Raw genomic sequence first — 12,877 nt, forward strand, 5'->3', positions numbered from 1 at the left:
CTACAAAGCCGCTCACCTAGCCAAGCCACATGGCTCAGGCCGGGTTGAGTTGGGCTTTTAGCAATTCACGAAAGGTCTGAATCAGCGGTTCCTTTGACCGGCCGCGGCGCAGCGTTAGCGAGAAGGGTGCCTGGTAACCGAAGGTGGCCGGCAGCAATACCCGCAGACGCCCCTGATCGACCCAAGGCTGGGCGTAATGCTCCGGCAAATAACCGATATACGCGCCAGATAGAACCAGAATCAGCTGGGCCTCCATCGATTCGACCGTCGCCGCGCTGTGCTTGAAGCCGTGACGGGCCAGTTCAGCCTGGCTCCAGTAGCCGCGGCCGACCATGCGCTGCTGGGCAATCACCTCTGCCGGGATACGCCGGGCTGCGAATAGCGGATGCCGCTCACTGCAATACAACCAATGCTGCTCACGGTACAGCGGCTGGTAGACCAGGCCGCTCATCCGCGTGGAGAACGCACCAATGGCCATGTCCAGCCGGTTATCCAGCACCGCCAGTTGCAGCTCGTAAGGGCTGGCCACCGACAGGTGCAAATGCACGCCCGGATGCTCCTGGCTGTAAGCGCCAATCACCTCGGCCAGCGGCAGGGCCGGGTCACTCACCGTGGAGTCCAGCACACCGAGGTTAAGGGTGCCGCGTAGCTCACCCTTGAGCGCCGCCGAATAACGTTCAAAACCCTCAAGCTCGCCCAACAAGCGCAAGGTTTCCTGATGAAACAGCTCGCCCTTGCTGGTCAAGCTGAAACCACCACGACCGCGGTGACACAGGGTTATCCCTAGCTGAGTTTCAAGCTGACTCATGTATGTGCTGATGGCCGAAGTCGACAAGTTCAGCTCTTGCTGAGCGGCAGCAAAGCCCTGATAACGCACCACCGCCGTGAAAATGCGTAACAGCTTAAGGTCGGGCAGGGCTTGGCTCATAAGGGTTCCATGGCTATTTCTACGAGTGGCAGACGGTGCGCGGCGGCTTAGCCAAGCAGACGGGCTCGCACCTCAACAGCCATGCTACAGCCGCCGCCGATAGTTTAGAAATTTCTGAACTAAGTTTTTGCCCTCAGCGATTTTTCCCCTCAGCCACCTGTCCAACAATCCGGCCCAACGATTATTACAACCACAACAACCGTGAGGCCTTCCGTGGATAAAGTTCTGCATCAGCCCCTAGGTGGCAATGAAATGCCACGCTTCGGTGGCATTGCCACCATGATGCGCCTGCCGCATATCCAGAAGACTGAAGAGAAACGTCAGCTGGATGTCGGCTTTGTCGGCATCCCCCTGGATATCGGTACTTCGCTGCGCTCTGGCACCCGCTTCGGTCCACGCGAGATCCGCGCTCAGTCGGTGATGATCCGCCCTTACAATATGGCCACCGGCGCCGCGCCCTTCGACTCGCTGAATATCGCCGACATCGGTGACGTGCCGATCAATACCTTCAATATGGCTGAAGCGGTGCGCATCATCGAAGAAGCCTATGACGAGATCGCTGAGCTAGACATCATTCCCCTGACCTTGGGCGGCGACCACACGGTAACGCTGCCTATCTTGCGTGCCTTGAAGAAAAAGCACGGCAAGATCGGTCTGGTGCACATCGACGCGCATGCTGACGTCAATGACCATATGTTCGGCGAGAAAATCGCCCACGGCACTACCTTCCGCCGCGCCGTGGAAGAAGGCCTGCTCGACTGCGACCGCGTGGTGCAGATTGGCCTGCGCGCCCAGGGTTATACCGCTGAAGACTTCAACTGGAGCCGCAAGCAGGGTTTCCGTGTGGTGCAGGCCGAAGAGTGTTGGCACAAGTCCTTAACCCCCTTGATGGAAGAAGTACGCGCCAAAGTCGACGGCGGCCCGGTCTACCTGTCTTTTGATATCGACGGCATCGACCCCGCGTGGGCGCCCGGCACCGGCACCCCAGAAATCGGTGGCCTGACCACTATCCAGGCCATCGAGATAATCCGTGGCTGCCAGGGCCTGCAGTTGATTGGCGGCGATCTGGTCGAAGTGTCGCCACCCTATGACACCACCGGTAATACCTCCTTGCTGGGTGCCAACCTGCTCTACGAAATGCTCTGCGTATTGCCGGGTGTGCAGCATCGCTAATTAGACCGTTGCGATTAACCAACACGAGACCGCCATGCTCAGCAACGCAACTACCCCAGCCACTCGCAATGCCGCGCAGAGCGACGATCAGCAGCAGGTGCTGGCGGCCGCCGCCGCACTGGTCGCGGCGTTTGCCAACAACGACAGCGCAGCTTATTTCGCCGCATTCAGCGAAGACGCCAGCTTTGTCTTCCACAGCTGTCCGACAGTGCTCAATAGCCTCAATGCCTACCGGACGCTCTGGGCCAGTTGGCAAGCTGAGGGCTTTGCCGTGTTGGCGTGCACCTCGAGTAACCCGGTGCTGAGCCTGCACGGCGACAGCGCAATCTTCATCCATGAAGTCAGCACCCGGCTGCGTGTCGCGGGTATCGAATCAGACAGCCAAGAACGCGAAACCATCGTCTTCCGCCGCCAGCCAGACAGCCAACAATGGCTGGCTTGCCACGAGCATTTGTCGCTGTTGCCCACGGACTGAAATCATAGTCTGACGCAGCCAGTTAATTTTTTATAACTGCCACGCACCACACCAGCTGAACCAATAAGCACAATAATCAGGGGAGTCACCAGCGTGTTTAAGAACCTAGCCCAATACTTTGGTCAGGATGGCCTTGCGCCCACTGCCAGCGAACATCGCAGTCTCGGCCTCAGCGGTACGACCGCCCTCTGGCTGGGTGCTAACGTGGTGGTGACCACCATTCTCACCGGCATGCTGCTAGTGCCCGACTTGCCGTTTCTCCAAGCCATGCTGATTGTGCTGGTCGGTTCCGCCGTCGGCATCCTGCCCTTGGTATTAGTTGGCCTAATGGGCCAGCGCTCGGGGCTGACCACCATGGTGCTGGCACGGGGTAGCTATGGCCCCAGAGGAGCAAAACTGCCGTCGCTGGTCAATTTACTGACCCTACTGGCCTGGAGTTGGATTCAGGCGCTGCTGGCCGGCATGAGCCTCAACTACGCGGTCGAACACATCACCGGTTACTCCAACCTGCCGCTGTTTACCATCCTCTGTGAGACCCTGGTGCTGATGATCGCTCTGCGTGGTCACCTGGGTATCGAGCGGGTGGAGCGCTGGGCTGCCATCGGCATGCTGATACTGGCCGGCGCAGTGTTTTATGTGATGGGCCAGAAATTCGAATTCAGCAGCCTGCTGAGCATGCCGGTGGAACCGCGTAACGAAATCAGCCCTGGCATCGCTTTCGATATCGTGATTGCCACGGCGTTTTCCTGGATTCCGTTAGCGGCCGACTACAACCGTAACTGCCGCACACAAGGCGTGGCCGCAGTCGGTACCTGGGTCGGCTATGTAGCCGCCACGCTTCTGGCAATGGGCCTGGGGGCGACGGTATCGGGCTTCTCAGTACTCGGCGGTATGGAACAAACGTATGACCCGGCCGTGCTGCTGGCCGGCTTCGGTTTCGGCTTGCCGGCCGCCATCGTAGTGTTCCTCTCGGTGATGACCACCAACGTGATGTGCGTGTACAGCGCCTCAATGTCGTACCTGAATATCAGCCCCAAAACGGCATTCTGGAAACCAGCCCTGTGCATCGGCGTGTTGTCGATTCTCGGCTCGCAGATCCCCGGCATCCTCGACAACTTCCAGAGCTTTCTGCTGATCATTGGTAGCGTCTTTATCCCGGCTTTCGCCGTGCTCATTGCGGACTACTACTTGATCCACCGTGGTCAGTATGACGTCGCTGACCTGCTGAGCGAGGATGGGGGTCGTTACCGTTACCTGGGCGGTTTCAACCCGGCTGCTTTCGCCGCCTATGGCCTAGGTGCCGTACTGGCCTACTACTGGGGCTGGGTCGAGCCGCTGCCTTTCGGCGCGTCGCTGCCGGTGTTCCTGATCACGGCCGCAAGTTACGCGGTACTGCGACGCTGGGTGCTGGTGCCTAGGGCGCAGCTGGCTTAGCTTGCATAGAAACGGAGGACGCGACCCGCTCAACAGGTGATACAGGTAGGGCGGGGGCTCCGGCAATCACGCAGAGACCACAGCATGAAAATCGTCACTCGCCAGCAATGGTTCGAAGTACGCAATTTGCAAGACGGCGTTAGCCTGATCCATGAGCCTTATATCCGTCCTTTCTACCGCTGTAATATGTGGCACATACAGGGTCGCGAGCGTGATGTGCTAATCGACTCCGGCTCTGGCCTGGTCAGCTTGCGTGAGGAGTTGCCCCGGCTCACCGAAAAACCCTTGCTGGCGGTGGCCAGCCATTGTCACTTTGACCACATCGCGGGGCACCACGAATTTCCTGAGCGCCTGGTGCACCCAGCTGAGGCCGATATCCTCGCCGCGCCGAATGGTGCCAATACCCTGGCCACGGCTTTCGTCGGCGACGACATGTTCGAGGCACACCCAGACTGCCCGCTGTGCTACGCCGAGTACCGCGTCAAGCCGGCGCCTGCCACACGCCTGATTGAAGACGGTGACGTGCTGGACATGGGCAACCGTGTGCTACAGGTGCTGCATACCCCCGGCCACTCACCCGGCGGTATCTGCCTGTGGGAAACCAAGACGCAGACGCTGTTTTCCGGCGACATCCTCTACGATGGCCCGCTGATCGAGGACGCTTACCACTCTGATCTGGATGATTACGCGCGCAGCTTGGCGCGCCTGCGCGAGTTACCGGTGCGCACGGTGCATGGCGGTCACTTCCCAAGCTTCTCTGGTGAACGTATGCGGGTATTAATCCAGCAATGGTTCGCCGCCCACGCGCACCTTCACGCCTAAATATGCCGAACACGCTGCGCCATACACACCACACCAGCCTATAGGCCTTCTACCCGGCACGATTCAACTTGTCCAAGGTGACACATGACTGCACAACTGTTTATCGATGGCGCCTGGCACCCCGCAACAAGCGGCATCACCCTGGCGGTGTTCAACCCCAGCACGGGCGAGCAAATTGCCCGCGTCGCCAGTGCCTCGGCGGCCGACGTGGACCTCGCGGTGCAGGCCGCACGTCGTGCGTTACCGGCTTGGAGTCAACGCCCGGCCAGCGAACGAGCCGGCTACCTGCGCGCCTTCGCCGCAGAAATTGAAGCGCGCAGTCATGCTCTGATCGAGCTGCAAATGCGCAACAGCGGCAAACCACGCCACGAGGCCGAGCTGGATATCAGTGATGCCATCGCCACCTTCGCCTATTACGCCGAGTTGGCCGAGGGCCTGGACGACCGGCAGAACGTCGCCGTGGCCTTGCCGGATAACAGCTACCAGTCCTTTACCCGTGTTGAGTCACTGGGCGTAGTCGGGCTGATCGTGCCGTGGAACTTCCCCTTGGTCACCAGTGCCTGGAAGCTGGCCCCGGCGCTGGCAGCCGGTTGCTGCGCAGTCCTCAAACCCTCAGAGCTGACGCCGCTGATCGAACTGCAACTGGGCGAAATTGCCACGGCCATCGGCCTACCGGCTGGCGTGCTCAACCTAGTGCCCGGCGCGGCTGAAACCGGCGCCGCGCTGGTCAGCCACCCGCAGATCGCCAAGCTGTCGTTTACCGGCAGTAATGCTGTCGGGCGCAAGGTCATGCAGGCCGCCGCAGGCCGTACCTTGCCAGTGGCCTTGGAGCTGGGCGGTAAATCACCCATTTTAGTGTTCGCCGACAGCGATCTAGATCAGGCCGTTGAGTGGGTCATCGCGGGTATCTGCTGGAACGCCGGGCAGATGTGCTCGGCCACCTCACGCTTATTGGTTGAGGACAGCATCGCCGATGCTTTGCACGCAAGACTGGCCTACGCCCTAAGCAAGCTCAAGGTCAGCGCCCCACAGGTCGATGGCTGTGCGATGGGACCCATGACCAGCCAGGCGCAGCTGCACAAGGTGCTGGCGTATTTCGCCATCGCCAAGCAGGAAGGCTTGCGCTGCCTCAGTGGGGCGCTGCCGTTACCGGGGCCTGGCTGGTTCGTCGCGCCAACGCTGTACGCCGATGTACCCGCAGACAGCCGTCTATGGTGCGAGGAAATCTTTGGCCCGGTGCTGTGCAGCCGGCGCTTCACCGACGAGGCCGACGCCATCCGCCAGGCCAATGAATGTGATTTCGCCTTGGCTGCCACCGTAATCAGCGCCGACCGTAAACGCGCCATGCGCGTAGCCGCGGCGCTCGAGGCTGGGCATGTGTGGATCAACTCGGCGCAAGTCATCTACCCGCATACCTCTTGGGGTGGCGGTAAGGCCAGTGGTATTGGCCGTGAACTGGGCCCGTGGGGGCTGTCGGCCTTTCAGCAGGTCAAGCACATCACCGTGCCCAGTGAGGAGAACTAAAGCCCAACAACATCACGCCACAGAGGGCGACAGGCGCGGCTAGAAGTCTTTACCATGCACGCACTGATTCAACCCAACCCAGGGATGTTTGGCGTGACTCATCACTATGACCTGCTATTGATTGGCGCGGGCCATGCGCACCTCGGCGTCTTGCGCCGCTGGGCATTGGTCGAACGCCCGCCGGGGCGTATTGCCCTGATTAGCCCCGGCCCAGTGGCTTGGTATTCCGGCATGTTGCCGGGCCTGCTGGCAGGGCGGCATAGCGCCGCCGACTGCCAGGTGGAGCTGCAGGCGCTATGTCGTGCGGCCAAGGTCGAGCTGATCATCAGCCCAGTTGAAGGCCTGTCTGCTGCCCAGCAGCAAGTGCAGCTGGGCGATGGCCGCACCTTGGGCGCCAGCTGGCTGTCACTGAATGTCGGCGCGCAAATCAGCGCACCACCGCAGCAGGGTGAAGCCATGCAACTGCTGGCAGTAAAACCCTTTGATCAGTTCATCAGCGGCTGGCAGCAATGGCAGGCTAAACCCGAGCCGATGGCGATTCTCGGTGGCGGCGCGGCAGGGGTCGAGTTGGCGCTGGCCTTGGCCGGCAAGGTGCCGCAACTGGCGTTGTTCAGCGCCGGTCACCTACTCGATGGTTTGTCTCCTGGGGTACGGTTGCGCGCGCTGGGCCATCTGCGCCAACACGCAGTAGAAGTACGCGAAGACTGCCCGATCAGCCGTATCGACAACGACTCTCTGCTCAGCGGCAATGCACCAGTGTGGCGCGGCCAACGCCTGCTGCTGGCCAGCGGTGCCAAAGCCTTTGCCTGGCCGGTGCACAGCGGCCTGGGCTGCGACGAGCGTGGCTTTGTGCTAATCGCACCGACGCTGCAGAGCTACACCCACCCGACCATTTTCGCCGTGGGTGACTGCGCCAGCCTGCCTGGTGCGCGCAAAAGCGGGGTGTACGCAGTGCGTCAGGGCCCGGTGCTAGCGACCAACCTGAGTGCCGCGCTACGCGGCCTGCCGTTGAAACGCTACCGCCCACAACGGCAGAGCTTGGCCTTACTCGCCACTGGCGATGGCGGGGCATTGCTGGACTGGCACGGTTACAGCGCCGGCGGCCAGTGCTATGGCCGCTGGAAGGACTTTCTGGATAAGGGCTTTATCCAGCGTCACCGTTTTTAGCGGCTTTACGCACAACCTTATGGGGGCAAAAAAGGCTAAGGGATGAACGCGCCTGCGACCAAAGTGCCATAGCTGAATGCGCTTATGGCTGCTCGAATCAACCGCCCAGTAAAGGTTGATCGCAGGGAGTACCACCCGCATGGTCTACAGATTCGCCGACAACGGCCGATTGCCTAACCAGGTCTATTCGGCTGCACGCACTCAGGCTCCAGCCAGCATGGCCCGCGCAGCGCATAATGGCGCGCCACAGCGAGTGTCTGCTGCTTGGCCCAGAATAAGAATAATGAGGTTTGTCATGCGCTCTGCTTTTATTACCTATCCCAAGGCCTGCCTGCTGCACGCTATCGGTTTGGCTGGGTTGATGCTGGCCTACCAGCAGATGCAGCTGCCTTGGTTTATCAGCATTCCGTCCTTTCTGCTGTTGGCGCTCTGGCCCTGGCTGGGCCCCTGGCAGCGCCAGCATGAAGAGCAACCCGCGCTACCCAACAGCCACGACGAGTCGTTCAGCCGTCTCAGTCAAGACTTGTCGCGGCAGACCTGTCATAACGCCCTGGCCGCAGCCGAGGTCGCCCATGCCGCGCAGCAACTGGCCGGCAAGCTGCAGTCGCAGCTGAGCGCCACCGAGCAGATCAACCAAGCAGCCGAAGCCATCACCCACACTGAACAAGGTAACGCCCAGCGCGCCGAACAGACTCTGCTGGCGGCCCAACGCGTGCGGCAAAACAGCAACAGCGGCCAACAGCAACTGCGTGAAACCATCACGACCATGCAGCAGCTAAGCGCGCAGACCAGCACCAGCCGTGAACTGATCGATGGCCTCAGCAGCCGCACCGAGCAGATCGAAAAAGTTACCCAGGTGATCCAATCAATCGCCAGCCAGACCAACCTGCTGGCGCTGAATGCCGCCATCGAGGCAGCCCGCGCCGGCGAAATGGGCCGTGGCTTTGCCGTGGTAGCCGATGAAGTGCGTAACTTGGCCGGGCGTACCACCAGCGCCACCGAAGAAGTCACGCAAATGGTCAGCGACATCCGCCAGCAAAGCGCTGCGGTGGTCAGCCATATGCAGCAACAAGCCGAGCAGCTGACCCTAGCGGCAACGCAGGTCGAACATACCGGCGAGCAATTGCAGGGCATCGCCAGCCTGGCTGAAGAGGTTGAGAGCCAGGTCGGGCAGATCGACAGCGGCACCCGGCATAACCACGAACGCCTGGCCGAGCTGTCAGTGGCGGCCGGTCAATTGCGCAGCGATGTCGACGACAGCGAAGCGCAGACACGCCAGCTCAGCAGCGCCGCCGAGCGATTGGTCGGCCAGACGGAAAGTATCAGCGAGCAACTCGCCAGCGTCGGCTTGGATGACTATCACCAGCGCATTTTTGATCTCGCTTGCCACGCAGCGACGCAGATTGCCGCGCAGTTCGAAGCGGATATGCAGGCGGCTCGCATTAGCTCGAGTGACCTGTTCGACCGCCATTACCAGCCGATTGCTGGCAGCTTCCCAGCCAAATACAGCACCCGTTTTGACCGCTACGCCGACCAGGTGCTACCGGCTATTCAAGAACCCTTGCTGAGTCAGCACGAAGGCCTGGTATTCGCCATCGCCTGCACCCCACAAGGCTATGTGCCAACCCACAATAGCGCCTTCAACCACCCGCCCAGCGGTGACCGCGCGGTGGACACCCTGAAAAGCCGCAGCAAACGCCTGTTCAATGACCGCACGGGCATCCGCTGTGGCAGCCATGAGAAACATTTATTGCTACAGACCTATATGCGCGACACCGGCGAGCTGATGCATGACCTGTCCGTGCCCATCATCGTGCAAGGTCGCCACTGGGGCGGTTTGCGCCTGGGCTACACGCCCCAGGATTAAACGGGAACGGCGGCCCCCGTTAATAACGCCCCAAGCTCAGCGGGTGACTCCGGGCATTACTGATACCGGCATAATTCAGCAATAACAGGCTGAAGCGGTGCAGGGATATTCATCCTCTCGATACTCGACATTAAAATTTTTGAATTATCGAATCGCAACAGGGCTCCTATGCTGTAAGCCTTTCACGCTAGCGATGGGCACTGCCCACGAGGAGCACGTTATGAAGATTCTGCTGGTTCTGACTTCCCACGACCAACTCGGCGACACCGGGCACAAGACCGGTTTCTGGCTGGAAGAATTTGCCTCGCCTTATTACGTATTCAAGGATGCTGGCGCGCAGCTAACCTTGGCCTCACCCAAGGGCGGTCAACCCCCGCTCGACCCAACTAGCGACGCTGAAGACGCACAAACCGCTTCCACTGAACGCTTCAAAGCAGACCCCGCCGCGCAACAAGCGCTAGCCAACACCGTGCCGTTGAGCCAAGTGCAAGCGGACGATTTCGATGCTGTGTTCTACCCCGGCGGCCACGGTCCGTTGTGGGACTTGGCCGAAGATCGCACGTCCATCGCCCTGATCGAGCATTTCTACGCGCTAAACAAGCCTGTAGCCGCGGTCTGCCACGCGCCGGGCATATTCCGCCACACCAAAGCAGCCAATGGTCAGCCACTGGTCAGCGGCAAAAAAGTCACCGGTTTCAGCAACAGCGAAGAAGAAGCCGTCAAGCTGACCCAAGTGGTACCGTTTTTGGTGCAGGACATGCTCATCGCCAACGGCGGTCACTACTCCAGCGTCAACGACTGGCAGAGCCATGTGAAGGTCGACGGGCTGCTGATCACCGGGCAAAACCCGGCTTCGTCGGATGCTACCGCCGAAGCGCTGATGACCCTCCTAAACAGCCACTAACCGCTAAGCAGGCTGGCGCATAAGCTGCTACGCAGCTGACGCCAGCCAGAGGTAATTTCAACCATGCAACTCAACGCCGATTTCAGCCAGCGGGCGCTTGTGCGCCCAGACGACAGCCCTTGGGTAGCCTCACCCATGCCAGGCGTAGAGCGGCGCATGCTCGACCGGATTGGCGAGGAACTGGCGCGGGCGACCTCGGTCGTGCGCTATGCGGCAGGCTCTCACTTCAGCGCCCATCAGCATCCGGGTGGCGAAGAGTTTCTGGTGCTCGAGGGTGTTTTCTCCGACGAGCGCGGCGATTACCCAGCCGGCACCTATGTGCGCAACCCCATCGGCAGCCAGCACGCGCCGTTCAGCCGTGATGGCTGTACGATCTTGGTCAAGCTCATGCAATTTGATCCGGCGGATGACCAGCACGTGGTGATCGACAGCAATCACGCCGAATGGCGCCAGGGCTTGGTCCCAGGCCTGCAGGTGTTGCCGTTGCATCAACACGGTACCGAAAATGTTGCCCTGGTGCGTTGGGCGCCAGGCACCTATTTCAATGCGCACCGGCATTGGGGTGGCGAGGAAATTTTTGTCCTCGAAGGCACCTTTCAGGATGAGTTCGGCGACTACCCCGCCGGCAGCTGGCTACGCAGCCCACACCTGTCGCAGCACACCCCGTTTAGCGAACAGGGTTGCCTGATCTGGGTAAAAACCGGGCATCTGGGCAGTTAACTGCCGCCCGCCATCAAGCGCTTGTAAACGCGAGTACGCCGCGCGGCTTTGAGTTGCTCCAGTAGCAGGGCGCGCAGCGGTGACACCTGTGCGTAGGTGCGCTTACCGCGGCTGAGCTGACGCAACTGAAACTTCACCGTGGCCATATACGCCAGCGAGGCCAGCGCCTTGTTCTTCCAGCGAATCGGCGGCAGCTCGGCGCGGGCTTCACCGTCACCCGCCTGCCACTGCTTGGGCAATGCCGGCTCGATGGCCAGTGCCGTACCGATACCGGCCATGGCCACACCGCTGGCCAATACCTGCTCAACCACCGGCAAACGGCGAATACCACCGGTGACCATGATCGGCATCTTCGCCACCGCGGCAATCTCGCCAGCAAACTCGAGAAAGTATGCTTCGCGTGCCAAGGTGCGGCCATCACGGGAATCGCCTTGCATGGCCGGTGCCTCATAGCTGCCGCCGGACAACTCGACCATGTCCACCGCCAACTCATTGAGCAACAGCACCACCTGCTTGGCATCAGCCTCAGCAAAGCCGCCGCGCTGGAAGTCCGCCGAGTTGAGTTTGACTGCCACGCTGAAACTCGGCGTGACCCGCGCGCGCACGGCCTTGATTACGTCCAGCAGCAAACGGGCGCGGTTTTCTAACGAACCGCCCCAGCCATCTGTGCGCTTATTGCTCAGTGGCGAGAGAAACTGGCTGATCAGGTAACCGTGCGCCGCGTGAATCTGCACGCCGTTGAAGCCAGCCTTTTCGGCGAGCTGGGCAGAACGGGCAAAACGCTCAATTAATGCCGCAATCTCAGCCTCATCCAGTGCTTTGGGCACGGGGAACATCTTCGATAAGCCGCCCAGCTCCAGCGCTACCGCAGAGGGCGCCACCGTCTGCTGGCCAAGGTTGGCTTGCATCTGCCGCCCCGGATGGTTGAGCTGCATCCAGATCTGCGCGCCGTGGGAGCGACCAATGCGCGCCCACTCATGGAATTTATCCAGCTGCCGTTCATCTTCCAGCACTACGCCACCAGGGCCGGTCATGGCGCGGCGGTCGACCATGACGTTACCCGTCAGCAGCAAGCCCGTGCCGCCTTCGGCCCAGGCCTGATACAAGCGCAACAGCTCGGCAGACGGCCCCTGCGTTAAGTCGGCGAGGTTCTCTTCCATTGCCGCCTTGGCAATACGATTAGGGATAACGCTGCCGTTAGGCAGGGACAAGGCTTCGAATGCGCGCATGAAGGACTCCGGGGTGGCAGATCGAACAAGCCTAAGGTTAAAGTCAGCTTTAAGGTCAATAGCACGGAGTGAAGAGAATGAAGATTGGCGAACTGGCTAGCCGTAGCGGCCTGGCGTCTTCGCGTATTCGTTTCTATGAGGCCAGCGGGCTAATCAATGCCCAGCGCCAGGCCAACGGTTACCGGCGCTACCCCGAGCACGCCTTGCAAACCCTGGCCATCATCAGCGGCGCGCAACAAGCCGGGTTTAGCCTGGACGAGATTCGCCGCTTACTGCCGCAAACCGATTCAGCGGGCTTGGGTCACGCTGAATTGCTCGCCAGCCTACGGCGCAAGGTCGTCGAGATCGAGACCATGCAGCAGCGTTTGAGAGAGAACAAAGCGCAACTGCTGACGATCATCGCCACCATCGAAAATAAACCCGAAGGCATGCCTTGCACCGAGAATGCCGAGCGGGTGTTGGCCAATCTGCGCGGCGCCTGAATCAGCCAAACAGGCCCGACCAATGTTTAGCCATCCAGCAACTAAGCATGTGAATAATCAGATTTAACCGATGCTTTGCCCTGTGTGACCCTGCTGGCCATGTGTTCTTCCACCGCGTTTTCCGCCCCCTCTGCATGCGCAACGCAGCTGTC

12 protein-coding genes are annotated in these 12,877 nt (G+C 60.6%); 10 read left to right on the plus strand and 2 right to left on the minus strand.

The window, feature by feature from the left end:
- Window positions 1-34: 34 nt before the first annotated feature.
- Window positions 35-928 (minus strand): LysR family transcriptional regulator, encoded by an 894-nt coding sequence (locus BMZ32_RS07135; protein WP_090240856.1) that lies wholly within the window; start codon window positions 926-928, stop codon window positions 35-37.
- Window positions 929-1,141: 213 nt separating this feature from the next.
- Between BMZ32_RS07135 and speB the strand changes: the two genes are divergently transcribed.
- The 9 genes from speB (at window position 1,142) to BMZ32_RS07180 (ending at window position 11,014) form a co-directional block, all read left to right on the plus strand.
- Window positions 1,142-2,101 carry an agmatinase gene (gene speB, locus BMZ32_RS07140; RefSeq protein ID WP_090240859.1) on the plus strand — a complete coding sequence of 320 codons (960 nt, stop codon included), beginning with the start codon at window positions 1,142-1,144 and terminating at the stop codon, window positions 2,099-2,101.
- Between the two features lie 34 nt (window positions 2,102-2,135).
- Window positions 2,136-2,576: a YybH family protein gene (locus tag BMZ32_RS07145; RefSeq protein WP_090240861.1), complete on the plus strand. Its 441-nt coding sequence runs from the start codon at window positions 2,136-2,138 to the stop codon at window positions 2,574-2,576.
- 93 nt (window positions 2,577-2,669) lie between these two features.
- Window positions 2,670-4,010 (plus strand): purine-cytosine permease family protein, encoded by a 1,341-nt coding sequence (locus tag BMZ32_RS07150; RefSeq protein ID WP_090240862.1) that lies wholly within the window; start codon window positions 2,670-2,672, stop codon window positions 4,008-4,010.
- 84 nt (window positions 4,011-4,094) lie between these two features.
- Window positions 4,095-4,832, plus strand: a complete 738-nt coding sequence (locus BMZ32_RS07155; protein WP_090240863.1) for an MBL fold metallo-hydrolase — start codon at window positions 4,095-4,097, stop codon at window positions 4,830-4,832.
- An 84-nt stretch (window positions 4,833-4,916) separates the two neighbouring features.
- Window positions 4,917-6,356 carry an aldehyde dehydrogenase family protein gene (locus BMZ32_RS07160; RefSeq protein ID WP_090240864.1) on the plus strand — a complete coding sequence of 480 codons (1,440 nt, stop codon included), beginning with the start codon at window positions 4,917-4,919 and terminating at the stop codon, window positions 6,354-6,356.
- Between the two features lie 54 nt (window positions 6,357-6,410).
- A complete protein-coding gene (locus tag BMZ32_RS07165; RefSeq protein ID WP_244153926.1) occupies window positions 6,411-7,523 on the plus strand; it encodes an FAD-dependent oxidoreductase in 1,113 nt (370 codons plus the stop codon).
- Between the two features lie 379 nt (window positions 7,524-7,902).
- A complete protein-coding gene (locus tag BMZ32_RS07170; RefSeq protein WP_425272867.1) occupies window positions 7,903-9,390 on the plus strand; it encodes a methyl-accepting chemotaxis protein in 1,488 nt (495 codons plus the stop codon).
- A 220-nt stretch (window positions 9,391-9,610) separates the two neighbouring features.
- Window positions 9,611-10,294: a type 1 glutamine amidotransferase domain-containing protein gene (locus BMZ32_RS07175; protein ID WP_090240865.1), complete on the plus strand. Its 684-nt coding sequence runs from the start codon at window positions 9,611-9,613 to the stop codon at window positions 10,292-10,294.
- A 63-nt stretch (window positions 10,295-10,357) separates the two neighbouring features.
- Complete coding sequence (locus tag BMZ32_RS07180; protein ID WP_090240868.1) at window positions 10,358-11,014, plus strand: cupin domain-containing protein; 657 nt, start codon at window positions 10,358-10,360, stop codon at window positions 11,012-11,014.
- Here the strand turns inward: BMZ32_RS07180 and BMZ32_RS07185 are convergent.
- Entirely contained in the window at window positions 11,011-12,243 is a 1,233-nt protein-coding gene (locus BMZ32_RS07185; protein WP_090240870.1) for an NADH:flavin oxidoreductase/NADH oxidase family protein, read from the minus strand. The two genes, BMZ32_RS07180 and BMZ32_RS07185, sit on opposite strands and share 4 nt — an antisense overlap.
- Window positions 12,244-12,320: 77 nt before the next feature.
- Here BMZ32_RS07185 and BMZ32_RS07190 point away from each other — a divergent pair, with 77 nt between their 5' ends.
- Window positions 12,321-12,725 carry a MerR family transcriptional regulator gene (locus tag BMZ32_RS07190; protein ID WP_090240872.1) on the plus strand — a complete coding sequence of 135 codons (405 nt, stop codon included), beginning with the start codon at window positions 12,321-12,323 and terminating at the stop codon, window positions 12,723-12,725.
- Window positions 12,726-12,877: the final 152 nt, after the last annotated feature.

The organism is Pseudomonas guineae (assembly GCF_900113745.1).
Classification (GTDB): domain Bacteria; phylum Pseudomonadota; class Gammaproteobacteria; order Pseudomonadales; family Pseudomonadaceae; genus Aquipseudomonas; species Aquipseudomonas guineae.

Bases quoted from the DNA above. Each gene is read 5' to 3' on its own strand.
- BMZ32_RS07180 (WP_090240868.1), top strand. From the start codon at position 10,358: ATGCAACTCAACGCCGATTTCAGCCAGCGGGCGCTTGTGCGCCCAGAC.
- BMZ32_RS07165 (WP_244153926.1), top strand. From the start codon at position 6,411: ATGCACGCACTGATTCAACCCAACCCAGGGATGTTTGGCGTGACTCAT.
- BMZ32_RS07135 (WP_090240856.1), bottom strand. From the start codon at position 928: ATGAGCCAAGCCCTGCCCGACCTTAAGCTGTTACGCATTTTCACGGCG.
- BMZ32_RS07185 (WP_090240870.1), bottom strand. From the start codon at position 12,243: ATGCGCGCATTCGAAGCCTTGTCCCTGCCTAACGGCAGCGTTATCCCT.
- BMZ32_RS07160 (WP_090240864.1), top strand. From the start codon at position 4,917: ATGACTGCACAACTGTTTATCGATGGCGCCTGGCACCCCGCAACAAGC.
- BMZ32_RS07190 (WP_090240872.1), top strand. From the start codon at position 12,321: ATGAAGATTGGCGAACTGGCTAGCCGTAGCGGCCTGGCGTCTTCGCGT.
- BMZ32_RS07170 (WP_425272867.1), top strand. From the start codon at position 7,903: ATGCAGCTGCCTTGGTTTATCAGCATTCCGTCCTTTCTGCTGTTGGCG.
- BMZ32_RS07145 (WP_090240861.1), top strand. From the start codon at position 2,136: ATGCTCAGCAACGCAACTACCCCAGCCACTCGCAATGCCGCGCAGAGC.
- BMZ32_RS07175 (WP_090240865.1), top strand. From the start codon at position 9,611: ATGAAGATTCTGCTGGTTCTGACTTCCCACGACCAACTCGGCGACACC.
- BMZ32_RS07155 (WP_090240863.1), top strand. From the start codon at position 4,095: ATGAAAATCGTCACTCGCCAGCAATGGTTCGAAGTACGCAATTTGCAA.